This is a genomic window from Sphingobacterium litopenaei (assembly GCF_014692495.1).
Lineage (GTDB): Bacteria > Bacteroidota > Bacteroidia > Sphingobacteriales > Sphingobacteriaceae > Sphingobacterium > Sphingobacterium litopenaei.
In genome coordinates this window covers 1-26,172 of record NZ_JACOIJ010000043.1, presented here as the reverse complement: position 1 = coordinate 26,172, position 26,172 = coordinate 1, and the positions used below count along the sequence as shown (strand labels likewise).

Here is a 26,172-nt window from a genome sequence, read left to right as displayed (position 1 = left end):
TAATCAGGTTGAGAATGCGGGCATTACTTCCTTTGAGAGCGTAGCACGATCTATTGCAGCGCATCATCAATACATCCTACACTACTTCGACAACAGAAGCACCAATGCTTCCGCAGAATCTTTCAATGCAAAACTCAAAGCTTTCAGGAGTGTCTTTCGTGGCGTAAGGGATACAACATTCTTCCTATACAGAGTGATGAAATTGTATGCTTAAAAATCTTTACCCCCCAAACTTTCCGTATGATCCGACATCAACATCTTATTAAAAAAGAATGAAACAGGTGTAATTTATTCTACAGATACGGACAATAATGGAAAAGTAGTTTTTAATGATCTGGATAAAGGAAGTTATACTATTTCGATCCAACGAGAGGAATTGTATAATGACTTCGCTTCTGATATCAATGTCGATGCGGATATAACAAAGAGTTTTACTATAGAAAAAAGAAGTAATCCTTTTTTTGATATGATTTTAATGGGAGCGGTAAATTATAGATTTCCTAATCTTCCCAATCCTTTAGAGGATTACACCTATTCCTGAAAATTTATGAAAGTAAAAAACCTTCTCGATTGGAGAAGGTTTTTCGTACCCAGCGCCGGAGTCGAACCGGCACATCCGAAGATATTGGTGTTTGAGACCAACGCGTCTACCAATTCCGCCAGCTGGGCAAGCTGTTTTGTTGTTTGACAGTGCAAATATAGTGTTTCTACTTACATTGCCAAAGGAAAAATAACAGTTGGTGTTAAACTGCTTGATAATGAGTTTGAAAAATTATTAAGCGATTTATAATATAACAAAAGCCAGCTCAACAAGCTGGCTTTTGTGGTTTGGAAACCCTATTACAGTTAATGTGCACTTAACTGCTTTTTCTTTTCTTCATCAAATGAAGCTTCTAGTTCCGCTAATTTTTTCTTACCATAAGCTACACGTGTTATGACAACGAACAGCACAGGAACGATAAAAATAGCTAAGAATGTTGCTGCTGTCATACCACCGAATACTGTCCAACCAATAGTTTGGCGAGAAACGGCACCAGCGCCCGTAGACAACATCAACGGAATAATACCCAAGATGAAGGCTAAGGAAGTCATGACAATTGGACGAAGACGTAATTTAACAGCGTCAATAGTTGCATCCAATAATGGCATACCGATATCTACACGTTCTTTAGCAAACTCAACAATCAAAATCGCATTTTTAGCTGCAAGACCGATAATCGTGACTAAACCAATCTGCGCAAAAATGTTGTTATCCAATGTAGGGATAAACATCAAGGTCAAAATCGCACCGAAAATACCTAGAGGTACTGAAAGAAGGATGGAGAATGGTACTGACCAGCTTTCGTATAAGGCTGCCAATAACAAGAACACAAAAAGGATACACAATGCAAAGATTTGGATTGTTTTTGAACCTGATTGCTTTTCTTGTAAGGAAAGTCCAGAGAATTGATAATCGTAGCCATCTGTTAGGGTTTCTGCCGCTACTTCTTCCAAGGCTTTGATAACGTCACCAGAACTGTATCCTGGAGCAGCACTACCTGATAAATCAATACTTCTGAAGATATTGTAGTGATTCAGAATCGAAGGCATGGTTGTCAATTCGTACGATACCAAAGCACCCATTGGTACTGGATTACCTTGAGCATTCTTCACGTACAATTTGTTGATGTCTTCGATATTCATACGGTATTCGGTATCCGCTTGCGTTACCACGCGGAAGTTACGACCGTATTTCGTAAAGTCATTGACATAGCTACTTCCTAAGTAAGAAGAGATAGTAGAGTAGATGTTCGAAATTGGAACACCCATTCTTTTTGCTTGCTCACGATTGACTTCCAATTTATAGTTTGGAGAGTTCGAGCTGAAAAGGGTATAAGCCATACCAATTTCTGGACGTTGATTTGCCGCAGCTAAGAATTTACCTACTTGAGCTTCGAATTGTTTGATATCTACGGTTTGTAAATCCTGAATTTGCATCGAGAAACCACCAGTAGATCCCAAACCTGGGATGGCTGGAGGAGTTACCGCCAAGATACGCGCTTGTGAAAAAGCCGCGTATTTTGCCATAATAGCTCCAGTGATTTCACTAGCTGTACGTGTACGTTCTTTCCAAGGTTTTAATGAAACGAATAATGAACCACCATTCGATTTAAATGATCTATTTAAGATATTGATACCAGAGATAGATGTTACGTATTTGATTTCAGGGAAATCCTTACGCAAATCTAGTTGTAATTCTTCTAATAGAGCTTCTGTACGTGCCGAAGAAGAACCTTCTGGCAAGGTAACGCCCGCGAAGAACATACCGCCATCTTCTGTAGGAATAAATCCTGTAGGTTTTGTTTGGAACATCCAACCTGTACCAATGAAAATACAAAGCAATAGAATCAACATTAAAGGAGCTGCTTTAATTGCTTTTTGAACTCCTTTCGAATATCTGTAGGTTACTTTTTCGAACCATTGGTTGAATTTGTAGAAGAACTTGTTTAATCCTCTTGATTCTTTGTTAACTGCTGATGGTTTTAATAATAACGAACACAATGCAGGCGTCAATGTCAAGGCGATGAATGCTGATAACATTACGGATACCGCAATAGTAATCGCAAATTGTTGATACAATTTACCCACCATACCTGGAATAAATCCTACTGGCACGAATACAGCTGCCAAGATTAGGGCAATCGCGATAACTGGTGCAGTGATATCTTTCATCGCACGCATAGTCGCTTCTTTTGCCGACATTTTATAATGGTCGATATAATGCTGTACCGCTTCCACCACCACAATGGCGTCATCCACCACAATACCAATCGCCAATACAAAGGCAAGCATCGTCAGATTGTTGATGGAGAATCCAAACATTGTGAAGAAGATAAATGTTCCTACGATTGAAACAGGAATCGCTAACACAGGAATCAATGTCGCTCTCCAACTTTGTAAGAAGAAGAATACAACTATTGTAACCAAAATTAAGGCTTCCACTAACGTATGAATTACGGACTCAATAGATGCATTTACTACGGAAACTGTTTCGTAACCAATGACATAATCTACATCCTCAGGAAAAGATTGTTTTAGCTTATCCAAAGTCTGCATAATTCCTTCGGCAGTTTCTACAGCGTTACCTCCTGGAGTTTGATTTATCATCATACCTGTAGATCGCATACCGTTTACTTTGGTAGTCGTACCGTAGTTGAATTGACCCAATTCTACACGTGCAACATCTTTTAATAAGACAATTGAGCCGTCTGTATTCGTTTTGACAACGATATTTTCAAAATCTTCCACTTCTGATAAGTCCGAATTGGTAATAACAGGATATTCAAATACCGTAGAAGATTCTTGAGGACGACCACCAACAGAACCTCCCGGGATACGGATATTTTGTTCATTAATAGCAGTAGAGACATCAGCGGGAGTCATGTTTAGATTTGCCAATTTATTAGCATCTAACCATATACGCATAGAGAAAGGTTGACCGAAGGCAGTAACATCACCCACTCCATTTACACGCATCAACGCATCTTTTACATATAAGTTTGCGTAGTTAGACAAAAACTTGTCATCACGCGTTCCTTTTGGAGAGACCAATGAAACCAACATCAAAATGTCAGAATTGGCTTTACGTGTAGTTACACCTAGACGACGAACAGCTTCTGGAAGGGAAGGTTCAGCAATACCTACACGGTTTTGCACGTCGAGAGTCGCAATATCGATATCTGTACCCACCTCAAATGTCACGGTGATTTGGGATTGGCCATTGGACATACTATTTGAAGACATGTAAATCATGCCCGGAGTACCATTGATTTGACTTTCTATAGGAGTAGTCACGGTCTGCTCTACTGTCTGTGCATCGGCACCTGTGTAGTTCGCAGTCACCGTAACTGTTGGAGGCGCAATAGAAGGATACTGACTGATAGGTAAGGCCGTAATACAAATGGTTCCTATAATGGTAATCAATATAGAAATAACCATTGCGGTTACTGGCCTTTTAATAAATACTTCTGAAATCATTTTTATTTATTTAAAGTTTTGGCAAAATATTATTGATTGTTTGTTACGGGAGCTTCAACTACTTTCGTACCTGGACGTAATGCAGCAGCGCCATCCAATACGATTTTTTGTCCTGCTTCAAGACCTGAGGTAATCACTACTTTGTCTTCGATTTTATTTCCTAAAGTCACTTGTTTCAATTCTACTTTGCTACTATCATTAACGGTGTACACATTGAACACACCTAATTGTTCGAATACAGCTTTGTATGGAATTACAGTTTCTTCAGTAGCCGAAGTGCTCGCAACATTCAATGTCGTATTCATACCCGAGCGAAGAGTATTCGCATTATTGGCAAATGAAGCGCGTACTTTTAATGTTCCTGTTTGGCTGTCTACAGCACGGTCAATGGTAGCAATACGTCCAGCTTCAGTATAACGCGTTCCGTCAGGTAAAGTCACATAAATCTCTGTACCACCAGTATTTGCTTGTAGCTTTGTGAATTCAGCGATATCACGCTCGTTGATTTGGAATTCAACAGCAATAGGATTTGTAGATGAAAGTGTATTTAACAATGTTGTTCCTGCGCTTACTAATGCGCCGTTTCTAACTTGAGAAATACCTACAGTTCCCGAGAAAGGAGCAACGATAACCGAACGATGCAAGTTTGTTTGAGCCGTAGTCAAAGCAGCTTCAGCAGCTTGTACTTGTGCTTTTTGATTATTAACATCCGTGAAAGCGTAATCCAAGGTTTGTTTAGCTATCGCATCTTTTTCTGCTAACGTTTGGTAACGTTGCAAATCTTTTTGCACACGTTCTAAATTAGCTTTAGCGATAGCTAGATTAGCTTTTGCTTGATCTACTGCAGCTTGATAACGTGTACGGTCAATTTCGTACAAACGTTGTCCCTTAGATACGAAAGCACCATCTGCTACGTAAATATTGGTGATATATCCAGATACTTCAGCACGAATTTCTGTTTCTTGCAAAGCCACTACATTCGCAGGATAGCTTTTTACACCAGTCACAATTTCTTTGCCCACTACAGCCATGCTCACGGGAGTAGCTGCATCAGCTTGTTGTGCTTGTGCGGCTTGTTTGCCATCTTTAGAATTACATGATTGTGCCAACAATCCTGAAATCAATAATGCTGAAAATAATTGCGTTTTATTCATGGTATTTATATTGTCTAAGTAGGTTGTTTCTAATTATTTGATGTGACGGTTCCCAATGCTTTTTGAATATCTAGTTTGCTAACTAATACTGCATATAAAGCATTCAAATAGTTTAATTGTGAGGTTTTTAAGTCTGTTTCAGCAGTCATCAATTCTAAGTAAGTTTTGACACCAGCATCGTATTGCAATTTGATGGTGTTATAGACTTCTTCCGAAAGTTCCATATTGCCTTTTGCGTTACGCCATTCGTTCATATTGGCACGATAAGAAGCCATTGCCGCCGAGTATTGCGCGCTGATTTGATTTTCTAGATTTTGTAAATCCAATTCCAAACGTTGTTCTTGCAATTCTGATTTACGGATTTCGTGTAATCGTTTACCACCTTGGAAAATCGGGACCGATAAGCTAAGTCCAATATTGGAAGAAGGAATATTATTGCTGTACAAATCCGAAAATTCATTGTTTCTATAGTTCAAACCATAGTTAGCATACGCGTTCAATTTTGGTAAGAAATTCCATTTTTGGTATTGCGTATTCAATTTTTGGATTTCTTGCAAATTTTGAATTTGCTTAAATTCTACACGATTTGCTATTTGTAAGATTTCTGCAGTATCCAATAAGATGTTGCTCTCCATATTTTGATTAGCAAAGGATAGCGAAACAGATTCTTGCGTCGGAATATTTAATAAAGATTTTAAGAAATCGTATTTGTACTGGCGATTCTCTAAAGCCGATTTCAAACTTGCTTTTGCATTATTCAAGGAGATCTGTGCTCTTTTGAAATCCGTTTTATCCACCAAACCTACTTCATAACGCGAAGTGGCTTCCGTTAATTGTCTTTCCAGACGTGTAATATTTTCATTGATGATTTTGATTTGTTCTTCACTCGTCAAAATATCATAATATGCTTTACTTACATCAACAATCGTATTGATTTTCGTGCTTTCTACATTCAAATCATTTCGTTCTCGGATGAATCTTGATGCTTTTGAAGCCTGAAATAATTGTGGACTGATAATGGATTGTTCTGCCTGGAAGGTTAGAGCACTTGTGTTTTTCTGTGCCATTTGAACTTCACTGCCTCCGATATTTACGGTAGGAACCTGAATAGCATGTCCCAGACTACCTGTAGCATTGATTTGTGGAAACCATCCAGATAGGGCTGAAGCAATTTCCTTTTCGCCAATTTCTTTGTCGAGCTGGGCTTGTTTTAGGTCGATCTTGTTATGCAAAGCGTATGTTATCAAATCATCAAGCGAAGCATTAGGTCCCAACTCAGAATTCGTCTGAGCAAGAGATGTTCCGGTTACGGCACATAATAATAGGGGAAGGAGATATTTAAATCTATATTTCATATTTATTCGTTGATTTTAATTCCAGTCCAGATGATGTCAATCAAATCTGTTAAATGTTGTTCGTTAAAAGGTATTTTACCATGTACAATTGTTTTTGCATAAGAAACGGCAGCTCCTATGTAAGCTGCGCAAATCACTTTTTCATCAAGCTCTTTAATCTCCTGCTCATTGATTCCACGCTGAATAAATTTCATAAAAGCATTTTGTGCGTATGGCCCTTCTTCCGATTCTTTTGTACGTACGGTTTCATTGTAGGGAGAATTGTAGAACTGTTCGAAAAAGCAGGAGTATTCGCGTTTTTCGATATGAAACAAGCAAAAGCTTTTGAAAACATTATAAAACTGTTCCTTATAGGACATGTCTTGGTTTACGTTTTGAAAAATATACGCATACAGCTGTTTTCTGCAATATTGAAAAAGCTCTAATATCAAGTTATCCTTGGAGGGAAAGTAATGGTAAATAGTGCCAATAGCTACATCGGCATGCTTGGCTATCTGACTCATTGGTGTGCCATGAAAGCCGTTATCTTTGATAAGTAGCAAGGTACTTTTGAAGATACTGTCTATTTTGTCTGTAAATTGAACGTTCATTCGGTAGGCAAATGTAGCAATTCTTTAGACCTAAATATGTCAAAATCTTGTTATAAAAATAAGGGGATGAAATTCCAATGTTAAATAATTGTTAAAACAACAAAATTACTTGCATAGTGTATATATTACACTTATCTTTGTGCTATCATAATTTAGGTTTATAATTGGTTAGTAAAGGTTTTCATTCTCCCCGTTTGAAAACCTTTTTTTTTATATTTATGTAACTAAATTTTGAGTCGATTGAAATTTTTGTAACCTAATAATATAGTTTTCGAATGTGATAATTTGGTTTTGAGGTATGTCTGACTTTGTGATTTTATACTTATTGGCTTTATCAGTTATAAATATATAATCACCAGCTTTATAATCTGCCGTTATATTTTCAATATTGTAGGTAAACTTTTTATTTGGGAATACATAGAAGGTAATCGTATTATCAGATAATTTTACTAATGGTGTTTTCCAATTGTAAATTGCAACAATGAAATCATAAATGGCAATAAATAAGAAGATTACATAATAAAATTTAAATCATCCGTTTGGTTCAAATATAGCGATAGAAATAAGAGCTAAAAGAGCTATTCCAATTAGAATATTGGTGTAGATGGAAGAATTTTTTCTTTCTATAATCATAATACAATTTTAGGATTACCTAAAATACATAGAATAAAACGATATTAAGAGCATGTTTTAGATTCTTCCTAACATCAGAATGATGGTTAGAAAGCGTGGCTATTACAAATATTAGGAATAGATATTTCTCGATCTGCTCGCAAGTATGATAATGAGATCGCTGTGTGTTTCATAAAGACGTTCTTTATTTCGTCATTTCTAACGAAACAATGTGGAGTGAGAAAATTACAGATTGGTACTGATATCGGGATGACAGATAAGTTTATGACCAATAAACCTATTTACAATCTTTAAGGCTTTGAGCTACTTCATCTTGGCTAAAAGTAGAGTCTGCATCTCCGAAATGCGTAGTGACATACGTTAATATATAGGCAATATCAACGTCATTAAGCGTACTTAACGCAGGCATATTTTGATTGAACGTTTCTCCGTTAATTACAATTTCACCCTTCAATCCATTTTTAATTATACAGGCAAGTTGATTTCTATTTTTGGAAAGAAAATTTTTGTCAGTCAGCGGGGGATATAGTTTTCCTAAGCCTTCACCTTTAGCACCATGGCAGTTTTGGCAATGAATTTTATATAGTTTTTGCCCATTCACAGCGTATTGCGCTGTTTGGATATTCAAATTATTATTATGGCATGATGATAATTGGGCAAAACCAATTATCATCAGACCAAAAATTAGCAGTGTACAAACGAGTTTCATATTATTTATATTCTGCTAATAAAATATCGATATCACTTAATAATTTTTCAGTTTCTTCTTCGCTAGTACCATCATAAACGCCACGAATATGTTTCTCATGATCGATAAGAACTAAATAACCTGAATGATCATATCCTCCAGCTACATTTTCGTCTTCTTTGGTAAAAACTAAATATTTATCCGAGATACCGTAAATATCTGCTTTTGATCCTGTCACAAATTGCCATTGATCATTATCCACACCTAATTTAGAAGCGTAAGACTTTAATACATGAGGTTGATCATGCTTAAAATCAATACTATGTGATAGGAAAGCTACACCCGAATTTCCTTTGAATTTTTCATATGCCTTAAGCAAATTGCGTTGCATGGTAGGGCAGATGCTTGGACAATGCGTAAAGAAAAAGTTTGCTACATAAATTTTGTTCTCAAAATTTTTATCCGAAATTAAAACACTATCCTGATTTAAAAACTCAAAATTTGGAATAGCAGGATAAATAGTGTCTATCACAGTTTTTCCATCAACCACTTTTTCTACAACTTCTCTATCGCCTATGATAGGTAATTTCTTGCTGTTTGGTTGGCAGGCTAAAAATGCTAGAGAAACAGTTGCTACGGCTAAAATATTTTTAATCATGGCTGTTAAAATTTACCTAACTTTGTATTGCTTTCTAATGAAACATCCTCAAATTGCTTTTTCATAGCTTTTACTTTTTCGATTTCAGCTTTTTGATACGCTACGTCCGTGCTGTCTGGAGCATAATCTTTCATCCACGACATCATATTGTCTGTAGCATTTTCCAGATTCGCTTTCAAAGTTTCTAAATCTGCTTTCACAGTTGCAGTATCTACGGATTTATCTTTCTGTACGATGCTGCCCAAGTTTTCTAAAATAGAATCAATTTTTAGCGTAGCACGATCAAAATGCGAAATTTGAGGCATGATTTCGTCATGTACTTTAATAGCCTCTTCCGCATATTGTTGTACTTGAGTAGCGTCTTTAGGTGATTTTTGTTGACAACTGCTCATCGTCCCCATAGCGACACATGCAGCTAGAATAATTTTTTTCATATGATTACAGTTTATGCTGTTTTAACTTTATCTCTTTGTATATGTTTTAGTTTACTAAAGTCAAAAGTCAAATCTCGTATATAAATTTCATTTTGGCAAACGGCACATTTTACGCCATTTTTATCAAATACTTCTGTAGTAAAGGTTTTTATCACTTTGCCGTTTTCTTTTATGATGCTGAAAGCTTCATTTATCTCATCTTCATTAAGTTGAATACGGTAAGTTAAATCAGTTGTTCCGGGTTTTAAGTAGTCAATTTTGGCAGATTTCAACCAGGCTATGGTCTTTTTTAAACCCTTTTGTTTGAATAATTGATCCAGCAAAATGGAATGCATAGGATCTAATGCCGAGAAAATCGTTCCTCCAAAAACTGTTTTATTGGAATTGATATTTAAAAAGCTTTTGTAAATCTTAACCTCAGCACCTCTAAAATTGTCGTATATCTTCTTCACCCAAATTCGTTGAAACAAAAATGGAGGATAAGTACGCAAAACCCACTTAAGACTTGATGGCGATAATTTCATGCGGCAAAAATACAATTAATTGCATGGACAATCGTCAAATGTGCGCAATTTGTTGTTTAAAATAATTTTCTGTGCTATCTTTCGCGCTTAATCAATCTAAATCATGGAAAAGAAAAGCAACATTTTTCTGTTGGTGACCGTCGCGGCTTTAGGCTATTTCGTGGATATATATGACCTGATCATTTTTTCTATCGTTCGTATCAAGTCCTTTCAGGAAATAGGTGTGCCCGAAGAGCTGATGCGCAGTAAGGGTGAATTTGTACTCAATATGCAAATGGGTGGACTGTTGCTCGGAGGTTTGATATGGGGTGTGATAGCTGATAAATATGGTCGTATCAAAGTGTTATTTGGCTCGATATTAATGTATTCTTTAGCTAATATCTATAATGGTTTTGTTCAAGATGTGACCACATACGGAATTATTCGTTTCGTTGCTGGTATAGGATTAGCTGGAGAATTAGGTGCAGGTATTACTTTGGTAAGTGAAAGTATGCCAAAAAACAAACGTGGCTATGGCACGATGATCGTAGCGGGAGTAGGGGTTTTGGGCGCTATTCTTGCTTATTTCGTATCCGAATGGTTTGATTGGCGTACAGCTTATTTTGTTGGTGGAGGAATGGGAGTTCTATTGTTACTCATGCGCGTCGGAACATTTGAATCAGGTTTATTTTCTCACACAGCTGCTCAAGAACATATCCAAAAAGGAAGTTTAAAACTATTATTTACGAGTAAGGAACGTATCGTACGTTATATCTATTGTCTCTGTATCGGTTTACCGATTTGGTTTGTGGTAGGGGTGTTGGTCACTCAATCTCCTGAAATTGGTAAAGCTTTAGGAGCACCAGTTTTATTGAGTGCGGGTAAAGGTGTCATGTTTACCTACTTGGGTATTTCTGTTGGGGATTTCTTTGCAGGCTTACTTGCTCAATGGCTTAAATCCCGCCGTAAAGTCGTTTTTATTTGCCAGATTCTAATTTTATTGACTTCTATTTGGTATTTAACTAGTCAAGGAATTAGCGAAGAGAAATTTATGCTGTTGGCTTTTCTTATGGGATTAGGGGTAGGCTACTGGGCTACTTTTGTAACCATCGCAGCCGAACAGTTTGGTACAAACTTACGTGCAACTGTAGCGACTACAGCACCCAACTTTGTACGCGGCGCATTGATTCCCTCTACCATGCTTTATGGTTTTCTAGTCAATCAATATGGCATAATCTGGGCAGCGGGAATAACTTTAGTCTTGCTTAGTGGTATAGCTATCTTCGCATTATCTCAACTAAAAGAAAGTTTTGATAAGGATTTAAATTATAATGAGGAGTAGACCTTGTTCTAAATAGTTTCATTGATGGGATTTTTGAATTATAGACAGATTGAAAAGGAATTCTTAGATTATCGGAATAAGGATTTGTGGATTTTCCTAAGCAGTAAGTATGAAATAGGAGTTAATGATGATTATAGATTTTATAAACTAGATTATCTAGATGATTTAAATCCTGTTTATATTTTAACAGATAAATTTTATAACAAATCCCTATTTACACATGAACTACTACATTTAGAATTAAGAAGCCTAGAATTTGATGCTTCGAAATCATTACCAAAGAGTATTCTATTGATGAGTAATGAGGTAGAAAGGATAAGAAGCCAAATTTCATATAATTTAGTTAATAATGCAGAACACATTATATTCATCGATAGATATTTGGAGTTGGGTTTTGCATTACAAGATTTTGTTGCAGATTATCATACATCTAATTATCCAGAAAGTTTTTTTGAACAATTCAATTTTCTAAAATACAATCCGCAATTAGAAAATTTATATAGCTTATTTTTCTTATCGTCTTACGTAACAATGTTTTCTGAATCCAAGAATCAGTTAAATAGACAAAATGAAATGAGCAAACTTTTTGAAGTTAATTCAGACCTATACTATAAATGTGAAAGTATTGGAAGTTTAATTGAGAATTTAAATCCATATGAAAATAGACAAGCTCAAGTCCAATTAAATAATGCTTTTAAAAAGTATTTAAAAGATTAATCAAACCCTACCTATCTGGACACTTTTTACAACGCTTTCCCTTCTTATATTTTTTACAGCATTTCTTTAGGGCACAACATGAAAAATCAGCAAAGGGATTAAATCCTTTTGCTGATTCTTTTATATCTAAAATAAGATTATTGTCTTGATTCAACTCACTTTGCATGCTCATGCTACAAAGATAACTATTTAGAATGAGTTTAAATTAAAATAATTCTAATTTTTCTCTAACTTCTTGAGAGATTAGTTCTGTAGCAGAGTTGATTACTGCAGGCTCATCGGTGTTATTAATAATAACTTTGTCCGAAGTCTCTCTGTATGGTAAGAGATAAGTATTATACGATGGTACAACATGGTTTACCCATTTGTACATTACATCATCATGGTCGTACCCGCGCTCTAACAAATCTCTTTTCAAACGACGTTCTAAAGCAACATCCTCATTGGCATCCAAGAAAATCTTATAATCCAATAAATCATTTACTTCTGTATAGTGAAAGATAAATAAACCTTCAACAATCAAAATAGGAGCAGGCTTGATTTCAAGCATTTTCGGTTTAATATTTGGATTATTAAATGTGTACTCTTCTTTGTAAATTGTTTTGCCGTCAAATAAATCTTTGATGTCTTTGTAAAATGCGTCACGATCTATTGCTGTTGGCAAATCAAAATTATATAGTCTGTTTTCCTCTTGCGTTTTTGTGTTTGCAGGGATATAATAATCATCCTGCGAGATTAACGTAATATCCGATTCCGCAAAATGATTTAAAAAACTTTTAAGAAAAAATGTCTTACCAGATCCACTACTTCCAGCTATACCAATTACGTATGGTTTGTCCATTTGATGTATTTAATGAATAATTCTTAATTCAAGGGTACACCATAAGTGATTTCGACTTGAAATCTTTTATCCAAGATCCCAATCGATGATGCTACAGATTTTGATAGAATAACTATTGCCCCTTGTGTGTCATGATTGTCGTTAAATTTTCCGACAACTTTTGCAAAGGTAACACTTCTATTCATAGGATTTGTAATTTTTAATATTGTTCCTATCGGAGCTGACTTATGGAGCGCCAAACTGGTATGATCATCGCTTTCCAAATCATTCAACCAGACGCCTACACCTTTCTCTTTTGTCTCACGGATGCCGTATCGATTAGGTTTGAATGCCGAATCATCAATAGGGTTGTTTTCTTCTATTTCGTCTTGTATAGGTTGTATTTGTACCACTTCCGGAACTTCAACAGGTAAAGCGTGATTCGGAATTTTTAAGATTTGACCTTCTCGAAGACTGTCTGATGTCAAATTATTCATGCGTTTGATATCAGGAACAGAAATTCCAAAGCGTCTTGAAATAGCAAATAAAGTTTCACTTTTCCCTACCTTATACTCTGTAATATCATTTGGATTAATCAATACAGGCGCGTTATTTTTCTTAGTAGAAGTTGTATTATTCGAGCTTGATGTCGGAAGTGTAGGACGAGTTTCTATTGCTGCACCCCGAGGTATGCGTACCAAATCTCCTATACGTAAACTCTTCTTGTTGTTGGCTTCCATAATCTCATTAACCGGAACACCATAGATACGGCTTAGTTGGTAATAAGTTTCTTTCGCGGCTAATTTGTGAATAACATATCTTTTGCCATTAATATTTTCTGTTCCAACAGAATCCAAACGAATTTCTAAAGTTGTATTTACCGTCAAATCCATAGATTTCGCATTTCCTAATGCTGGAATGGATAATCCGAAAACAAATAAAAAGGTTAATTTATGATACGTTTTAATAGTCTTTCTCTGATTCATATCTTACAATTATACTAAATACGAGGAAATTTTCATTTTATTACTTGATAAAAAGAAAATATGCTCTTTGACTATAAAATAAGGTTGAGGGATTAATTTATCTAGATCTTCAAGTATTATTTTACTGTCATATAATTCATGTTTAGACGATAATGAAAGGTTAAGATTGTATTTGTCAGCTATTTGTGTGTGGTAAGACCACAAAAATAAATCACGATAAGGCTGTAGCCAAATCTGACCAATAATAGTTAGATTCTTGATAAAGGAAGGTAAAGTGCCTTGATAAGGCAAGGGATAATGTATTTCACGTAACGGAAATTCATTATTCAAATCTTTTTGGTTTGATATTTCTCCTGTAGCTATGTCGATGTAAAAAATTAGTCCAGCAGGGATCGATCTATGAAAGGCGTGGATGGTATTGTGGTACACATCTTTGATTACATATTCCATATATGTATACAACGAGCTTTTTGACGGAATATGAATAATTTGAATACCTGCCTGAATAGGCGAATAATCTCCGTACCGTTTCAGAATCAAATAATCCCCTTGAATATCTTCCAAAGTCCACTCTCTGGCATCTACTTCAAATTCTTCTAAACGAACACTGCCATCAAAATTCAATACAGTAAAATGTGGAAGCGTACTATCAGGATTACGGCTTTCTATAGCTAATTGAGCATGGGCGCAGTCGACTTCGATCTTCCATATTGGGTAGGGAAAATTTCTTTCAAATGCTTTATTTATCGTATATTTAATCATACCAATGCTCGGAAAATATGCTACACAAATTTACTAAAACTATTCTTTTATTTGCGTTTTTAATTCTAGGTTTCGTGTCGCACGCACAATCTGTTTTCAAAACAGAACTAAAAGAAGATGTGGGACCTAATGCTTGGCGAATTATCAAAAAATCTCATGAACAAGCACTTAGCGAGCAAGCTGATTACTTTTTGATCGAAATGAATACGTTTGGTGGCGCAGTGAATTTTGCCGATTCCATTCGGACATTGTTGCTTAATTCAAAGCTTAAGACTATAGTTTATATCAATAATAATGCTGCTTCCGCAGGTACATTAATATCCTTAGCCTCCGATTATATCTATATGCAATCTGGTTCATCGATGGGTGCAGCCAGTGTTGTCAATCCACAAGGGGAGGTGATGCCTGAAAAATACCAGTCATATATGCGAGGCTTGATGCGTGCTACAGCAGAGGCTAAAGGTAGGGATCCAAAAATAGCAGAAGCTTTTGTCGATCCATCAATATCCTTACCTGAATGGAAAGAAGATGGACAGGTAATAACTTTCACCGCTTCCGAAGCTGTGAAAGCTAATATGGCTAATGCGGAAGTGAAAAATGAGCAACAGGTATACCAGCAACTTGCTTTGACAGCACCTAAAGTATCGGCGTATCAAAAAACTGTAGTAGATCACATTATTGGTTTTTTAGTGAATCCTCTGGTAAGCGGTATCTTGATTATGGGAATTTTTGCAGGAATATACTTTGAGCTCCAAACTCCAGGAATTGGAATGGCTTTGGTCGTTGCAGTGATTTGTTCAGCGCTTTTCTTTGCACCTTTGTATTTGCAAGGATTAGCGGATAATTGGGAGATTGCTATTTTTGTTTTAGGAGTAATACTGCTGGCTTTAGAGGTTTTTGTTATACCAGGTTTTGGTGTGGCAGGTATTTTAGGAATTATTTTAGTACTTTGTGGTTTAACATTTTCCATGTTGGCAAATGATTTTTTGGATTTTAAAATTACTCAACCAGGTCTCTTAATGAATTCATTTATAATTGTCATTGGTTCCATGATATTGTCGGTAGTGTTGATGGTCATTTTTGGTAAAAATTTGATGCAATCTTCGGCTTTCAAAAGATTAGTATTACAAGATGAGCAGCGTGCTGAAACTGGCTATACCTCTTCTGTTCCCAAAGTAAGTCTCCTGAATAAGAATGGTACTGCGCGTACAGTATTGCGTCCTTCAGGCAAAATTGAAATAGAAGGCGTGTGGTATGATGCTGTCGCTTTAGATGGTTTTATTGATGCAGGTGAAGAAGTTTATGTAGAGAAGCATGAAAACTATAATTTGTTTGTACGAAAGTTGGCAGATAAGCCAATTTCTTCATAAAATAAGTAAGGGCTTGAAATTTTCAAGCCCTTTAATAAATAGTATGTAGTGGATCTTAAGTGTTACCTTTCGCAATTTGCGGACCAAGTTTTCCCGTCTTTGGTATAATTAATGTCTAATTCAGAAGCAGAAATAGATATTGAGCCTAATGCCCCATCATTGAATATAATCACGTTGCCCTGTCCTTTTTCCATTTTAATACCATTCAATGATGGAATAGCATCAGAAAAATTGAAATTATACGTATCACCTATTTTTGACACAGTAACCGAGCCATTCGCATTTGTCTTAATTTCATCCAGCCCTTCGCTATATCGAACCGTACCATTATATTTTCCTACAAAAAGACTGTTATCTGTTGGATCGTCGTCTTTGCTACATGATGAAAAGGCAAATAAAGTGATGAATAACAAGCTTAAAATTTTGATAGTGTTTTTCATAAATGTTTTAATTAGTGTGTAACAAAAATTTTATTAAATCATTTGATGAAAGGCAACCACTATGCCACAGGCTAAAATTTCAATGGGTTTTAACGGAATTTTAACAGTTTGTTATTGTTTTAAAATAATTAGAATAAGGATAATTGCGTATCTCGATAATGTAGTCGATCTATTTTTGCATATTCAAAAGGCTCGAGATTTAGTTTGTTTTTGAGGCAATGTAGTTTAAAAACGTTACGAATTATCTCAGCAATATTACCCGTACCTTTCATTCGTTCGCCGAAATTTGAATTGTTGACTTGGCCATGGTGACAGCTTAAAATAGAATTCCAAATCTTATCACAGCGATCGGGATAAGCAACTTGGAGCCAATCTTTAAATATTTCGCCTATTTGTCCATTAAGTCTTACGATTATATAATTCGCCCATTTAGCTCCGGCATCGCTTGACGCTTTCAATATTTGTGGAATTTCGGTGTCCGTCAGACCTGGAATAACAGGTGCCACGTTGACTCCTATGGGGATATTGCAATTAGCGAGTTCTTCTACCACGCGAAGGCGTTGTTTTGCAGTTACAGTACGTGGTTCAATCTTTTGACGGGTATCTTCATTTAATGAGGTAATTGAAACAAATACTTTCAGAAGACCAAGTTTTGCCAATTCTGAAAGAATATCTTTATCCCGAAGGATCAGCGCATTTTTGGTAATAATACTAATAGGTTGTTTATAATGAAGAGCTGTTTGTAGAATATCCCTTGTAAGTTTCTTCTCGCGCTCAATCGGTTGGTAACAATCGGTATTACCAGATAGGTGGATAGGTGTGAAGTTCCAATTTTTTCTAGTGATGAATTTTTCGAAAAGTTCGACAGCATTCGTTTTAACAATAATTTTGCGTTCAAAATCCAAACCTGATCCCATATCCCAATACTGATGCGAATTGCGGGCGTAACAATAGATACAACCATGTTCACATCCTTGGTAAGGGTTAGCTGAGAAAGCCATTCCTACATCTGGGCTATCGACTTTGTGTACTAAAGATTTGCCCTCTGAAGGAATGAAAATGGTTTTATTAGATTCTTCTTCAAAAGAATCTATGGCTTCAATATGGAACTTTCCATATACATCCTGCACAAATTTATTATGGGGATTGTATTGTGCACCTCTACCTTTTAAGTAATCTTTACCTTCCATATAAAAGTAAAATTACTAAAATTTTTAGTAAAAATAAATGTTATTGACTTTTTAGGTAGTGGTATATTTCGGTTTGTGATCGTACACTTTCTTTATCTAATGTGTTGACATAATCGTTATTCATTAGATTGTTCAGCACTCGCGCTTTGACATTATCATTCAATTGTATTTGCAAGATATCGTAAAGCTGTTTAGCTAGCGTAGGGTCTGTAATACGAACAGCAGCTTCTATTCTGTAATCCAAATTTCTGGTCATCCAATCCGCGGAGGAAATGTACGTATGTTCTTTTCCGCCGTGATAGAAATAAAAGACACGGGCATGTTCTAAATATTCATCGACAATACTAATGGCGTGCAAAGGTTCTTTGAAAGCTTTTTGGTTCTTGGCACAATAAATTCCGCGTACTATTAAATTAATTTTAACGCCTGCATGTGCCGCTGCATAGATTTTCTTGATGAGCATTTTGTCGCTGAGCGCATTCAACTTTATAATAATATGAGCCTTCTTATTAGATTTTGCTTCCGAAATTTCATAATCGATATACTCCATTAGCATATTGCGCATGCTGATTGGACTAAATAATAAACCTTTTCCGGCATGTAGATTCTCCTCCATACTTTTGGGTTCACGCAAGGTGTCAAAGACTTTATTAATGTCCTCCATAATGATTGTATTGCTTGTCAATAAGCAATAGTCTCCATAGAGTTTGGCAGTCTTTTCGTTGATATTTCCCGTGCTGACGAACCCATATTGAATGATCTCACCGTTTACACGTTTTTTTATCACACAGAGCTTAGCATGAACCTTCTTATCTGGAATGCCCACTAAAACATTAATACCTTCAGTTTCGAATCTTTCTTTCCACATGAGGTTATTGAGTTCATCAAAACGGGCACGTAATTCCAGCATGACTGTTACTTCCTTGCCATTACGATGAGCATTTACTAAGGCGTTGCCAATTTTAGAATTGCTGGCTAAGCGATAGGCCGTAATCTGTATAGATATAACATCGGGATCAATAGCAGCTTCGCGCAACAAATCAATAATGTGATCAAAATTATGATAAGGAAAAGCTAAAAGAACGTCTTTTTGCGTAATCACATCGACCATACGATGTTGATTAACCAACTCGGGATGATGAAAAGAAGTTCTTTCTTCGGGTTGGTTGTTTTTCCTGAAGACGTTAGGAAAATCCATGAAATCTTTAAAATTATGGATTTTCTGTCCTGGAATTATAGAGTCAATTTTTGAAATATTCAGTTTTTTGAGAAGAAATTCAACCAAATCCTGGTTCATGTTTTGGTCAAATACAAAACGCGTAGGCTTGCCTTTTCTACGGCTTTTGAGTGCTTTGGCAATCTTTTCCGCAATATTGGTATTGATATCATTATCGAGATCAAATTCGGCATCGCGCGTAATTTTGAAAGCGTGCGCATTAAATTCATCAAATCCAAAAAACGAAAAAATATAAGGCAAATTTAATTTGATAATATCTTCCAAAAGAAGGACGTGCACTTCCTTTTTGGATGAAGGCAATATCGTAAAACGATTGATTTGTCCTGTTGGAATCTCAATAAGTGCAAATTGAGGATGATGATCATCCTCTTTTTTCTTCATCGCAATTCCAAGATACAAGGATTTATCACGAAGGTAGGGCATGGGTCTATTGTCATCCAGTAGGAGAGGAATCACGTTTGATTCAACCTCATTTAGGTAAAACTCTTTTACGAAATCTTCCTGTTCGGGTGATAAATCTTCACAAGTTTTGACAAATACACCTTCTTTGGCCATCTCATGTTGAACGTCCAGCCATACCTTATCAAATTTTTTCTGTTGCTTGATAAGCTTTTTGTTTAATTCATCGAGTATGAGTTCTGGTTTCTCGAAAAAGATATGTTTAGCTTCTTTCTCGTCAATCAGCAGTGCACGTTTCAAACCAGCTACGCGCACACGGAAAAATTCGTCCAGATTATTGGAGAAAATACCTAAAAATTTAATTCTGGAAAGTAGAGGTACGGACTTGTCCGCCGCTTCTTGCAAGACACGTCCGTTGAAACTTAGCCAGCTAATATCTCTTGGTATATATTTTCTTCCCATAAATCTGTTAATCAAATATACTACTTCAATGTTAAGGTTTTATAAACTTGACATGAAGTAATTAATTAGATCCTCGACGTTTTAAAATATGGATTGCTTCATATTTTGTGGTATCATAATAGGGAGGTTCTAATGAAAGAGTAGTAGGATAAGGCTTGTTTTTATCAAAAAAGAAAATCCGAGTAACACTATTAAAATCATTAGTAGGAAACAGTTCGGCACAGGCTTCGAATTTGGCATTAGGAATGTCGCCGACAGAAACAGCATAAATGCGTTCTATGCCTCCTTTATTTTGCTCATTGCGAACAAAAGCAACTTCTTCAAAATTTCCTGGAATATCTTCTATACTGGGTTGGCTATATGCATCCCAAATCATATACCCTAATATCAAAATAAGAGGTATGGCTAAAAGCCATACCTTTTTGGATTTCTTCATCTTAAATGTTATAAGCTAATTTGAATATTCAATAATTTGTAGAATTCTTTTAAGATTTCTTGGTGTCCAGGCCATGCTGGTGATGTCACCAAGTTTCCATCTACTACGGCTTGATCAGCAGGAATATTTTTCCAAGTTCCACCCGCCAATTCAATATCTGGACCTACAGCTACATAAGCTGTTAATGTTCTGCCCTGTAAAACTTTCGCTGTAGTCAACACCTGAATACCATGGCAAATCGCTGCTACCGGTTTATTCGCTTCAAAAAAATGTTGTACGATTTCAATTACACGTTTGTTCAGACGGATATATTCAGCTGAACGCCCGCCTGCAATATACAATCCATCATAATCTGCCGGATTAACCGAGTCGAAGTCTTTGTTAATAGCAAAATTGTGACCTCTTAATTCTTTATATGTTTGATCTCCCGTGAAATCGTGTACTGCTGTAGGTACAACATCTCCTTTTTTACGATCTGGTGCAATGGCATCTACTTCAATTCCAACAGCGCCCATCGCTTGAAAAGGTACCATCGCTTCATAGTCCTCTACATAATCGCCTACTAGTAATAATACTTTCTTTGCCATTTTATTTTAGTTTTTAAAGGTTATAGATTTATTAATAAAACACAATTAATTATTTTCTGTTTTTCCTTCGAATAACTCTTTCAACGTTCTTTTCGTTTTACGAACTTTAGCTTCTAGTTGACTACGCAAAAGCATATTTGTCACACCCTTACCTTCTTCGAAATTGTTGTTAAATTCGGGAAGAGAAAAAGTGTCCAATACTTTTGCTCCATCAAAAGGTAAACGTGCTTCCGCAATGCTCAAAACTGATTGACCTCCACGAGCACCTGGACTTGTTGCTAATAAGAACACAGGTTTACCGTTAAAGATTTTACGTCCTTTAATACGCGATACCCAGTCAATTATATTTTTGTAATACGCATTATAATTTCCATTGTTCTCCGCGAAAGAAATCAAAATAAAATCAGCCCAATCAATCTTAGCTGCAAAATCTAATGCTTGTTGGGGAATGCCGATTTCTGCTTCTAAATCAACAGAGAAGACAGGCATAGCGTAATTATTTAGGTCAATGATTTCTTTGACATCATCGAATTCCTTGTAATATTTAGAAACACTAGTGACGAATTTTTTATTGATGGATTTGGAGCTGTTACTTGCTCCGAAAGCTAATATTTTCATAAACCAAATTTACTGCATGTGATTGTTGTATGTATAATTCTAAAGTCAGAATTACGTACATGAAGTTATAAAAAAAGGGTTGATAATTTATCAACCCTTCTCATTATTTATAGGATATTTTGTCTTATACGTTAAATCTGAAGTGCATGATATCACCATCTTCTACGATGTAAGTTTTACCTTCTACCGATAGTTTTCCAGCTTCTTTAACCGCATTTTCAGAACCGTATTGTACGAAGTCCGCATATTTAATTACTTCCGCACGGATAAAACCCTTTTCAAAGTCAGTGTGAATTACACCAGCTGCTTGTGGAGCAGTAAATCCTTTTTCAATAGTCCAGGCACGAACTTCTTGGACACCAGCCGTAAAGTAAGTCGCTAGGTTTAATAATGAATAAGCCGCACGGATTAATTTGTGTACACCTGATTCTTCTAAGCCTAAATCTTCTAAGAACATTTTACGCTCTTCGTAGCTTTCCAATTGTGCAATTTCAGACTCGATTTGAGCAGAGATAATCAATACTTGCGCATTCTCATCTTTTACAGCCTCTTTGACACGCTCTACGTATGCATTTCCAGTAGTAACAGAACCTTCATCTACGTTACATACGTATAATACAGGTTTCACTGTCAACAATGTCAAATCTGCAATATATTCAAAATCTTCTTCGCTAATAGGAGCAGTACGAGCAGATTTACCTGCCTCCAAATGCTCTTTTACTACAGAAAGAATTTCAAAAGTTTTCTTCGCATCTTTATCGCCACCAGTCTTCGCCATTTTCTCCACTTTTTGAATACGTTTTACAACTGTATCCAAATCTTTCAACTGAAGCTCTGTGTCGATAATTTCTTTATCACGAATCGGATCTACAGAACCATCAACGTGGATTACGTTACCATCATCAAAACAACGCAATACGTGTATGATTGCGTTTGTAGTACGGATATTACCTAAAAATTGGTTACCAAGGCCTTCACCTTTGGAAGCACCTTTTACCAATCCAGCGATATCCACAATTTCGATCGTATTCGGAACGATACGTTGTGGATTTACTAATTCAGCTAATTTATTAAGACGTTCATCAGGTACAGTGATGACACCCACATTTGGTTCAATTGTACAGAATGGAAAGTTTGCCGCTTGCGCTTTAGCATTAGACAAACAGTTGAATAATGTTGATTTACCTACGTTTGGTAGGCCTACGATACCACATTGTAAAGCCATAAATTCTTTATGCTGTAAGATTTTTAAATTTGAGCAAAGATAGTAAAATAGAATGAGAAGCGAATTGGTATTTTAAGGTAAATAATATATGTCGTTTGTTAGGATAAAACATAATTCTATTTTAAAGATAATTAGCTTATCCCTTCAATTTATCACAAAGGTTGCCTAATAATTTTAGCTTCATTGAGCATAGACTGCAACTGCCAGTTTGCTTCCTTTTAAGATGAGAAAATGGAGTGCTGCTCGCGGCACGAACGATGCTACAGAAACTTTAAGAAGTTCTTCAATCCAGCATCTAATCATATATGGATTTAATTTTGATTACTTTTTAACTCCTTTAAAATGAGTACTTCCGAATCATTTTACAAATTTTAACATTTTATGGATTAATCTTTTCTTACTAGTTGGCAGTCATAAAAGCAAAATAACAAATATATTAACGAGGAGGTTACCATGAAAAAGCTACTTTACTTTACATTATTAATGGGTGGGTTATTTATAACTCAAACTTCAAAAGCACAGATAAGTGTTAATATAAATATCGGTTCACAACCCTTATGGGGACCAGTAGGATATGATTATGCACGATTCTATTATATACCAGAAATCGATGTGTATTATAATGTAGCCTCACGTAAGTATACTTATTATCACGGCAATAGATGGGTGACTAAATCTAAATTGCCTAGCCGTTACCGTCATGTGAATCTATTCAGTACTTACAAAGTAGTTATTAATGATAACAATCCTTGGAGATACCATAGAGACCATAGAAATAGTTATGCACGCTATGCTTCACATCGTCACCAACCCGTGTTGAGAGATGCACGTCATGATAGACCAAGACATGTAGTAGAGCGTAGAGCTCCATCTAGAGATATCAAACATTATAAAAAAATGGAGAAAGAGCGTAATAAACATAACAAGCACCACAAAAACGATAGAAGAAGATAAGATTGCATATTTATTAGAATAAAAGTTTGTTTACTAGATTAGATTTAAACCGATTTTCATATTGAAAATCGGTTTTTTTATGGTTGTAGATTTATGTTTACTTTACTTAAAAATTTATTAATATATAAATGATATTGTCTTGTATTTTTCTCTTAATTTTGGAGAAAATAATACATTCTGAAATGTTCAAATTAAGGGGGGAGTTATTCGGATTTGGTGCTGTAACTCTCATAACTTTGGGGTTTTTTTCTTGCAACAACTTTTCTAACGCTGTATTTGGTTCACACAAAGTTGATTCTTTAGTTAATAAGATTGAAGAATTAATAGAAGATAAACCAACACTACACAGCAAATGGGATTCACTACGACACAATAAGATTGTCTTTCGAGTAGATAGCTTGAATCCTGTCGATATCAAGACACAAAAGAAAAACCTGCGTGATTCTTTGCGTAGAGAATTCGACAAACATCCTAAGCATGTGTACCTGACTTTTGATGATGGACCATTAGTGGGTAGTCGGGCTATTGATTCCATTGCTAGAGCAAAAAACATCAAGGTCAATACCTTTGTGGTAGGAAGGCATTCTACGATTGGCAAGTATCGTTTACGCGATTTGAATCTTTATATTGAGAATCCTTTGGTCGCTGTATACAATCATAGTTATACGCATGGATATAATCGATTAGGTACTTTTTACGCGGATAGTATCAAAGCTTTTGAAGATTTTAAGAAAAATGAATCTAATATTAAGATGAACAGTAAGGTTGCCCGTCTTCCTGGTCGGAATATTTGGATTTATGACAATGAACGCAGAATAGATATTCCTAATGCGGCGCCTACAGCAGATTTATTGCACAAAGATGGGTACAAAGTATTCGGTTGGGATGTAGAATGGCGTTTAAACAGCTACTCAGGTGAACCTAATATTCCTTTTGAAACTGTTTATAATCGTATAGTAAACTATATGAACAATAAGTCTTCTAAGGAACCTAATAATGTGGTTTTTTTGATGCACGATGATATGTTTCAAACGAAGAAAGGGCAGAAGCTTCTGTCAGATCTTATTGACAAACTATTAGCTAAAGGCTATAAGTTCGAGTTTATGGAAGATTATCCTATAAAATATTAACAATGAAAAGGCACTGTAATAGGTGCCTTTTTTAATTGGTCCATTATTACATCCTTTATTAAAGAAATAGTTTTTACCTTTGTGCTATGGCTAAAATGTTTAATAATATCGAGGATTTGTTGGATGATATGGTTTTATGCTTCTCCGAGCATGCTATGTTTGATGTATTAGAAGAGCGCGATGTTATTTCTATTCTTCCTATAGAAGACGAAGCGAAAGCAAAAGATTTTTTAGCTAAAACAAATCGGGTATTAGCTGATCATTTTGAAATATATGACGAAGATTGCTATGGACCTGATAGCCTTTGGGATAAAGAGGAAAATCCTATTCTCTTTTGGAAAGATTACTTAAACTGCTTTTTTGATTTTGAATTGGTAGATGATGACGCGGTTAATTCTAAATATGTAGGTACAGCATTTGGCATTTACCAGATTACTGGAATTGCTTTCCGTGATGAAGTAAATAAACGAATCAAACGCCGTCGTCTGAATGGAATCCGTTTGGAATACAAAGTCAAAGAGACACCTATGGATCGTAATAATCATTGGAAACGTACTTACGATAAAGAGTTTTAATATTTTTAATCTTATTATAGCCTCGCTAAAGCCTTCAAAGTTATTTAATCTCGCTCAAGCCGCGAGGGGCTCATAGTTTCCTTCGGAGATTGCTTCGCAATTTCTTCCTTGATGACGAAAGTATGCAAAGCAATCAAGGCTTGGATATTTTGGGGGTAGTTGCTAAATAAGATTTCCAATACAAATACAATCCTTACAATTACTTAAATATCGCCTTAGCGGATCGGCAATAGCAGGAAGTGTGAGGCGTTGTGCCGATACGGTACAGCGATGATTTTTTGTTTCTTTTTATAAAACCACGAAGTGCTCATTCATACAAATGATATTGATACTAATGAATAAAAAGAAAGAGCCTGTCTGGCGGTGAAGACAAAGCAACATATTTTTAGATTTCTCTTATTGTCGAAATGAACTGTGTTTAAATCCAAATAAAAATTTAAAATTCACTAAAATAATATTCTGTATATTTTAGCCATAGCCAAATTGAGCTTTATAGGGTTCACCTGATTTAGCTATTGCAAATACTTGTTTAATAAGCTTATTTACCGCCTCTATTAGAGCTACGCGATGAGGTTTTCCTTTAGCCCTGAGTCTTTCGTACAGATCTTTACATCCTTTGTTGCATTTTATTGCAGAAGTGGCTGCCATATACAATACTTTTCTTATCTGTCCCATTCCCATTTTACAGATATGCCTTTTTCCTTTCACGCTTGTACCCGACTCATATATCCTTGGAGCCAATCCGAAATAGGATATTACCTGCTTATAGTTTTCAAACATCCCAAATCCATCTGTAGCAATAATCAACATAGAAACACTTCGTGGACCTATACCTGGCACACTCCTGATATTACCAGCCATTTTTGCGTAGTGCTGCTTTATCAAACCTT

At 35.8% G+C, this 26,172-nt stretch carries 26 protein-coding genes and 1 tRNA gene; 7 read left to right on the top strand and 20 right to left on the bottom strand.

The window, feature by feature from the left end:
• Window positions 1-214, top strand: a 214-nt coding sequence (locus tag H8B04_RS15330) for a transposase (RefSeq protein WP_190302906.1), incomplete at its 5' end; no start/stop codon positions are given.
• Between the two features lie 373 nt (window positions 215-587).
• Here H8B04_RS15330 and H8B04_RS15325 read toward each other — a convergent pair.
• The 9 genes from H8B04_RS15325 to H8B04_RS15285 all read right to left on the bottom strand — a co-directional run bounded on the left by H8B04_RS15325 (window position 588) and on the right by H8B04_RS15285 (window position 10,053).
• A tRNA-Leu gene (locus H8B04_RS15325) sits at window positions 588-669 on the bottom strand.
• A 177-nt stretch (window positions 670-846) separates the two neighbouring features.
• The gene (locus H8B04_RS15320) at window positions 847-4,017 is read right to left on the bottom strand and encodes an efflux RND transporter permease subunit (RefSeq protein ID WP_190302905.1); all 3,171 of its coding nucleotides are present in this window, start codon (window positions 4,015-4,017) and stop codon (window positions 847-849) included.
• 29 nt (window positions 4,018-4,046) lie between these two features.
• Window positions 4,047-5,171, bottom strand: coding sequence for an efflux RND transporter periplasmic adaptor subunit (locus tag H8B04_RS15315; protein ID WP_190302904.1), 1,125 nt, complete (start codon window positions 5,169-5,171; stop codon window positions 4,047-4,049).
• A gap of 29 nt (window positions 5,172-5,200) precedes the next feature.
• Window positions 5,201-6,526, bottom strand: coding sequence for a TolC family protein (locus H8B04_RS15310; protein ID WP_190302903.1), 1,326 nt, complete (start codon window positions 6,524-6,526; stop codon window positions 5,201-5,203).
• A gap of 2 nt (window positions 6,527-6,528) precedes the next feature.
• The gene (locus H8B04_RS15305; RefSeq protein WP_190302902.1) at window positions 6,529-7,116 is read right to left on the bottom strand and encodes a TetR/AcrR family transcriptional regulator; all 588 of its coding nucleotides are present in this window, start codon (window positions 7,114-7,116) and stop codon (window positions 6,529-6,531) included.
• Window positions 7,117-8,026: 910 nt separating this feature from the next.
• Window positions 8,027-8,458: a c-type cytochrome gene (locus H8B04_RS15300; protein ID WP_223815457.1), complete on the bottom strand. Its 432-nt coding sequence runs from the start codon at window positions 8,456-8,458 to the stop codon at window positions 8,027-8,029.
• A gap of 1 nt (window position 8,459) precedes the next feature.
• Window positions 8,460-9,095: an SCO family protein gene (locus H8B04_RS15295; RefSeq protein WP_190302901.1), complete on the bottom strand. Its 636-nt coding sequence runs from the start codon at window positions 9,093-9,095 to the stop codon at window positions 8,460-8,462.
• Between the two features lie 5 nt (window positions 9,096-9,100).
• Entirely contained in the window at window positions 9,101-9,529 is a 429-nt protein-coding gene (locus H8B04_RS15290; protein ID WP_190302900.1) for a transposase, read from the bottom strand.
• Between the two features lie 11 nt (window positions 9,530-9,540).
• Entirely contained in the window at window positions 9,541-10,053 is a 513-nt protein-coding gene (locus H8B04_RS15285) for a YiiD C-terminal domain-containing protein (RefSeq protein ID WP_190302899.1), read from the bottom strand.
• A 103-nt stretch (window positions 10,054-10,156) separates the two neighbouring features.
• Here H8B04_RS15285 and H8B04_RS15280 point away from each other — a divergent pair, with 103 nt between their 5' ends.
• Window positions 10,157-11,374 carry an MFS transporter gene (locus tag H8B04_RS15280; RefSeq protein WP_190302898.1) on the top strand — a complete coding sequence of 406 codons (1,218 nt, stop codon included), beginning with the start codon at window positions 10,157-10,159 and terminating at the stop codon, window positions 11,372-11,374.
• 24 nt (window positions 11,375-11,398) lie between these two features.
• On the top strand, window positions 11,399-12,091 hold the full coding sequence (locus H8B04_RS15275; RefSeq protein WP_190302897.1) for a hypothetical protein: 693 nt from the start codon (window positions 11,399-11,401) through the stop codon (window positions 12,089-12,091).
• A 205-nt stretch (window positions 12,092-12,296) separates the two neighbouring features.
• Here H8B04_RS15275 and H8B04_RS15270 read toward each other — a convergent pair whose 3' ends face one another.
• Genes H8B04_RS15270 through H8B04_RS15260 form a run of 3 tightly spaced genes read right to left on the bottom strand, consistent with a single transcriptional unit; the run spans window position 12,297 to window position 14,659 of the window.
• Window positions 12,297-12,932 carry a uridine kinase family protein gene (locus H8B04_RS15270; RefSeq protein ID WP_190302896.1) on the bottom strand — a complete coding sequence of 212 codons (636 nt, stop codon included), beginning with the start codon at window positions 12,930-12,932 and terminating at the stop codon, window positions 12,297-12,299.
• 23 nt (window positions 12,933-12,955) lie between these two features.
• Window positions 12,956-13,897 carry a septal ring lytic transglycosylase RlpA family protein gene (locus H8B04_RS15265; protein WP_190302895.1) on the bottom strand — a complete coding sequence of 314 codons (942 nt, stop codon included), beginning with the start codon at window positions 13,895-13,897 and terminating at the stop codon, window positions 12,956-12,958.
• Between the two features lie 9 nt (window positions 13,898-13,906).
• Entirely contained in the window at window positions 13,907-14,659 is a 753-nt protein-coding gene (locus H8B04_RS15260) for a hypothetical protein (RefSeq protein WP_190302894.1), read from the bottom strand.
• Window positions 14,660-14,676: 17 nt separating this feature from the next.
• On the opposite strand from H8B04_RS15260, the gene H8B04_RS15255 reads away from it, so the two are divergent.
• Complete coding sequence (locus H8B04_RS15255; protein ID WP_190302893.1) at window positions 14,677-16,029, top strand: NfeD family protein; 1,353 nt, start codon at window positions 14,677-14,679, stop codon at window positions 16,027-16,029.
• A gap of 62 nt (window positions 16,030-16,091) precedes the next feature.
• Here H8B04_RS15255 and H8B04_RS15250 read toward each other — a convergent pair whose 3' ends face one another.
• From H8B04_RS15250 to ychF, 7 genes are all read right to left on the bottom strand, one after another.
• A complete protein-coding gene (locus tag H8B04_RS15250) occupies window positions 16,092-16,469 on the bottom strand; it encodes a hypothetical protein (protein WP_165292546.1) in 378 nt (125 codons plus the stop codon).
• Window positions 16,470-16,597: 128 nt separating this feature from the next.
• A complete protein-coding gene (locus H8B04_RS15245; protein ID WP_190302892.1) occupies window positions 16,598-17,659 on the bottom strand; it encodes a PA0069 family radical SAM protein in 1,062 nt (353 codons plus the stop codon).
• A 40-nt stretch (window positions 17,660-17,699) separates the two neighbouring features.
• Window positions 17,700-19,757 (bottom strand): polyphosphate kinase 1, encoded by a 2,058-nt coding sequence (ppk1, locus tag H8B04_RS15240; RefSeq protein ID WP_190302891.1) that lies wholly within the window; start codon window positions 19,755-19,757, stop codon window positions 17,700-17,702.
• A gap of 61 nt (window positions 19,758-19,818) precedes the next feature.
• Entirely contained in the window at window positions 19,819-20,193 is a 375-nt protein-coding gene (locus H8B04_RS15235; RefSeq protein ID WP_190302890.1) for a hypothetical protein, read from the bottom strand.
• Between the two features lie 8 nt (window positions 20,194-20,201).
• The gene (locus tag H8B04_RS15230; RefSeq protein ID WP_190302889.1) at window positions 20,202-20,780 is read right to left on the bottom strand and encodes a DJ-1/PfpI family protein; all 579 of its coding nucleotides are present in this window, start codon (window positions 20,778-20,780) and stop codon (window positions 20,202-20,204) included.
• 45 nt (window positions 20,781-20,825) lie between these two features.
• Window positions 20,826-21,398, bottom strand: coding sequence for an NADPH-dependent FMN reductase (locus H8B04_RS15225; RefSeq protein ID WP_190302888.1), 573 nt, complete (start codon window positions 21,396-21,398; stop codon window positions 20,826-20,828).
• 124 nt (window positions 21,399-21,522) lie between these two features.
• On the bottom strand, window positions 21,523-22,623 hold the full coding sequence (ychF, locus tag H8B04_RS15220) for a redox-regulated ATPase YchF (protein WP_190302887.1): 1,101 nt from the start codon (window positions 22,621-22,623) through the stop codon (window positions 21,523-21,525).
• A gap of 453 nt (window positions 22,624-23,076) precedes the next feature.
• Between ychF and H8B04_RS15215 the strand changes: the two genes are divergently transcribed.
• The 3 genes from H8B04_RS15215 (at window position 23,077) to H8B04_RS15205 (ending at window position 25,282) form a co-directional block, all read left to right on the top strand.
• On the top strand, window positions 23,077-23,577 hold the full coding sequence (locus H8B04_RS15215) for a hypothetical protein (protein ID WP_190302886.1): 501 nt from the start codon (window positions 23,077-23,079) through the stop codon (window positions 23,575-23,577).
• Window positions 23,578-23,759: 182 nt separating this feature from the next.
• Window positions 23,760-24,707, top strand: a complete 948-nt coding sequence (locus H8B04_RS15210; RefSeq protein ID WP_190302885.1) for a polysaccharide deacetylase family protein — start codon at window positions 23,760-23,762, stop codon at window positions 24,705-24,707.
• 86 nt (window positions 24,708-24,793) lie between these two features.
• Complete coding sequence (locus tag H8B04_RS15205) at window positions 24,794-25,282, top strand: hypothetical protein (protein WP_190302884.1); 489 nt, start codon at window positions 24,794-24,796, stop codon at window positions 25,280-25,282.
• A 468-nt stretch (window positions 25,283-25,750) separates the two neighbouring features.
• On the opposite strand, the gene H8B04_RS15200 is transcribed toward H8B04_RS15205, so the two are convergent.
• Window positions 25,751-26,172 (bottom strand): transposase (locus H8B04_RS15200; RefSeq protein ID WP_190302883.1); only part of this gene is annotated, 422 nt, incomplete at its 5' end.

What these genes read in the sequence shown, in the direction of transcription:
- H8B04_RS15295 (WP_190302901.1), bottom strand. Translation starts at nt 9,095, where the DNA reads ATGATTAAAAATATTTTAGCCGTAGCAACTGTTTCTCTAGCATTTTTA.
- H8B04_RS15270 (WP_190302896.1), bottom strand. Translation starts at nt 12,932, where the DNA reads ATGGACAAACCATACGTAATTGGTATAGCTGGAAGTAGTGGATCTGGT.
- H8B04_RS15205 (WP_190302884.1), top strand. Translation starts at nt 24,794, where the DNA reads ATGGCTAAAATGTTTAATAATATCGAGGATTTGTTGGATGATATGGTT.
- H8B04_RS15225 (WP_190302888.1), bottom strand. Translation starts at nt 21,398, where the DNA reads ATGAAAATATTAGCTTTCGGAGCAAGTAACAGCTCCAAATCCATCAAT.
- H8B04_RS15320 (WP_190302905.1), bottom strand. Translation starts at nt 4,017, where the DNA reads ATGATTTCAGAAGTATTTATTAAAAGGCCAGTAACCGCAATGGTTATT.
- H8B04_RS15255 (WP_190302893.1), top strand. Translation starts at nt 14,677, where the DNA reads ATGCTACACAAATTTACTAAAACTATTCTTTTATTTGCGTTTTTAATT.
- H8B04_RS15265 (WP_190302895.1), bottom strand. Translation starts at nt 13,897, where the DNA reads ATGAATCAGAGAAAGACTATTAAAACGTATCATAAATTAACCTTTTTA.
- ppk1 (WP_190302891.1), bottom strand. Translation starts at nt 19,757, where the DNA reads ATGGGAAGAAAATATATACCAAGAGATATTAGCTGGCTAAGTTTCAAC.
- H8B04_RS15310 (WP_190302903.1), bottom strand. Translation starts at nt 6,526, where the DNA reads ATGAAATATAGATTTAAATATCTCCTTCCCCTATTATTATGTGCCGTA.
- H8B04_RS15290 (WP_190302900.1), bottom strand. Translation starts at nt 9,529, where the DNA reads ATGAAAAAAATTATTCTAGCTGCATGTGTCGCTATGGGGACGATGAGC.
- H8B04_RS15245 (WP_190302892.1), bottom strand. Translation starts at nt 17,659, where the DNA reads ATGGAAGGTAAAGATTACTTAAAAGGTAGAGGTGCACAATACAATCCC.
- H8B04_RS15300 (WP_223815457.1), bottom strand. Translation starts at nt 8,458, where the DNA reads ATGAAACTCGTTTGTACACTGCTAATTTTTGGTCTGATGATAATTGGT.
- H8B04_RS15235 (WP_190302890.1), bottom strand. Translation starts at nt 20,193, where the DNA reads ATGAAGAAATCCAAAAAGGTATGGCTTTTAGCCATACCTCTTATTTTG.
- H8B04_RS15230 (WP_190302889.1), bottom strand. Translation starts at nt 20,780, where the DNA reads ATGGCAAAGAAAGTATTATTACTAGTAGGCGATTATGTAGAGGACTAT.
- H8B04_RS15305 (WP_190302902.1), bottom strand. Translation starts at nt 7,116, where the DNA reads ATGAACGTTCAATTTACAGACAAAATAGACAGTATCTTCAAAAGTACC.
- H8B04_RS15275 (WP_190302897.1), top strand. Translation starts at nt 11,399, where the DNA reads ATGGGATTTTTGAATTATAGACAGATTGAAAAGGAATTCTTAGATTAT.
- H8B04_RS15285 (WP_190302899.1), bottom strand. Translation starts at nt 10,053, where the DNA reads ATGAAATTATCGCCATCAAGTCTTAAGTGGGTTTTGCGTACTTATCCT.
- H8B04_RS15260 (WP_190302894.1), bottom strand. Translation starts at nt 14,659, where the DNA reads ATGATTAAATATACGATAAATAAAGCATTTGAAAGAAATTTTCCCTAC.
- H8B04_RS15250 (WP_165292546.1), bottom strand. Translation starts at nt 16,469, where the DNA reads ATGAAAAACACTATCAAAATTTTAAGCTTGTTATTCATCACTTTATTT.
- H8B04_RS15315 (WP_190302904.1), bottom strand. Translation starts at nt 5,171, where the DNA reads ATGAATAAAACGCAATTATTTTCAGCATTATTGATTTCAGGATTGTTG.
- H8B04_RS15215 (WP_190302886.1), top strand. Translation starts at nt 23,077, where the DNA reads ATGAAAAAGCTACTTTACTTTACATTATTAATGGGTGGGTTATTTATA.
- H8B04_RS15210 (WP_190302885.1), top strand. Translation starts at nt 23,760, where the DNA reads ATGTTCAAATTAAGGGGGGAGTTATTCGGATTTGGTGCTGTAACTCTC.
- H8B04_RS15280 (WP_190302898.1), top strand. Translation starts at nt 10,157, where the DNA reads ATGGAAAAGAAAAGCAACATTTTTCTGTTGGTGACCGTCGCGGCTTTA.
- ychF (WP_190302887.1), bottom strand. Translation starts at nt 22,623, where the DNA reads ATGGCTTTACAATGTGGTATCGTAGGCCTACCAAACGTAGGTAAATCA.